Annotated in this window: 1 protein-coding gene and 1 pseudogene; both read left to right on the plus strand. The window is 60.1% G+C overall.

Going from position 1 to position 1893, the window contains the following annotated elements; translation table 11 throughout:
- A partial coding sequence (locus FXB41_RS40175; RefSeq protein WP_512699628.1) for a tetratricopeptide repeat protein occupies positions 1–423 on the plus strand: 423 nt, incomplete at its 5' end.
- Between the two features lie 109 nt (positions 424–532).
- Positions 533–1651 (plus strand): annotated as a pseudogene (locus FXB41_RS40180) (IS110 family RNA-guided transposase).
- Positions 1652–1893: the final 242 nt, after the last annotated feature.

Here is a 1893-nt window from a genome sequence, read left to right on the forward strand (position 1 = left end):
GCTGAGGCTCACGCGCAAATTGGCGGCGCTAAGTTGTACATGGGGCGCGGAGCGCAGACAGTGACTCATATCAACGAAGCACTTCGCCTGTCTCCTCGTGATATCTTCAGCCATCGATGGTTCATGATAGCCGGCTTTGCCAAGCTGCAGATCAACGAGGATGCCGAAGCAGTCTGCTGGTTCCGCCGCAGCATCGAGGCCAATCGAAATGACGTGAGCGCACATTTTGGGCTGGCTGCCGCGCTTGCCTTGCTTGGCTCGCTGGACGAAGCGAAAGCTGCTGCAAAAGCGCTATTTGCGGTTGTTCCAAGCTTCACCATCCGCCGCTTCCGGGATGGAGCTTGCAGCGATAACCCAATTTACCTCGCCAAACGTGAGCGTGTGTATCGGGGCCTGCGGCTGGCGGAGGTGCCGGAGGGATGATGTCGGCTAGACTGTATGTCCCCCCACAAAATGAGGCGACTCACCCTCGATGTTGCGACGAGGGTTGCCCGGATGGACCGGGTAGAGCCTCAAACAAGGAGGGCGAGTCGTGGGTCATCATACCGAGGTCTTTGTCGGATCGATACGTCAAAATCGCGCAATGCTATAGCCATTGCCGATGGCGGCCGTGGCGGCGAGGTACGATATCTCGGGGAGTTTCCTGCCACGGAGGCAGCGATCCGAAAGCTGGTGGCAAAGCTTGCAGCGAAATGCTGTCAGTTGACGTTTTGCTACGAAGCAGGGCCAACAGGATACGGTCTCTACAGACTGCTCAAGAGCCTCGGCCATGACTGCCTGGTGGTGGCCCCCTCGCTCGTTCCGAAGAAGGCCGGCGATCGAGTGAAGACGAACCGGCGCGATGCGGTAAGCCTCGCCAAGCTGTTGCGCGCGGACGAGCTCACGGCGGTGTGGGTGCCGGACGAGCGCCATGAGGCTATGCGCGATCTCTCGCGCGCCCGTCAAGCAGTGAAGAAGGACCTCCAGGGCAAGCGTCAACAGATCTCGTCATTGATGCTGCGGCTGGGACGCATCTATCCGGGCAAGACAACGTGGGGACCAGCCCACATGAGATGGCTCATGTCGCAGAAGCTCGAGCATCGCGAGCAGCGCATCGCATTCGAAGAGTTACTTGAGGGGGATACGCCAGGAAAGTGAGCGGCTGGAGCGTTTGGAAGATGCCATCCGCGAGGTAGTACCCGAGTGGTCGCTCGCCGAGGTTGTGTCGGCCCTGCAGGCGGTGCGTGGGATTGATCTCATTGCGGCTGTGGGGGTGCTGGCTGAGATCGGTGATCTATCCCGCTTTCAAAATCCGCGCGAGTTGATGGGCTATCTGGGTCTGGTGCCCACAGAAAACTCGACTGGCGACCAAGTCAAGCGAGGCGGCATCACCAAAGCCGGTAATGGGCGGGCGCGACGTATTCTTGTAGAGGCGGCCTGGAGCTATCGATATCCGCCGCGCGTGAGCCGAGACAAGCAGCCAAAGGTGGAGGCCGCACCGAGAGTCGCGCGCGAGATTGCGTGGAAAGCGCAAATCAGGCTGTGCGGACGCTTCCGCTCACTCGAGCGGAAGGGCAAGCGGCGAACCGTAATCGTCACGGCGATTGCCCGAGAGCTATCCGCCTTCATTTGGGCGATCAATCGCGAACTCATGCCACCTCGACAGGCGTGACATCGTTGGGGGCTGTGGACCGCTCGAGTCGTGAGGTGCGCTCGACCGGCCCACAGCCCCCTTTGTTGCAATCAAGATCAGGGGGCAGTCGCAGACATTAATCGTGCAGAAGTGAAGGCGGGACCACGGCAGGGGAAATCCTGAAATCCATTATGTGGCCGATCATCCGATCGACGCCCGACGCTAGACCAGGGACAGCCCCAGACGAAAAAACGGAAATGCGGTATCCTCGCGACGCGCAC

This window comes from Bradyrhizobium canariense, assembly GCF_019402665.1.
GTDB lineage: Bacteria > Pseudomonadota > Alphaproteobacteria > Rhizobiales > Xanthobacteraceae > Bradyrhizobium > Bradyrhizobium canariense.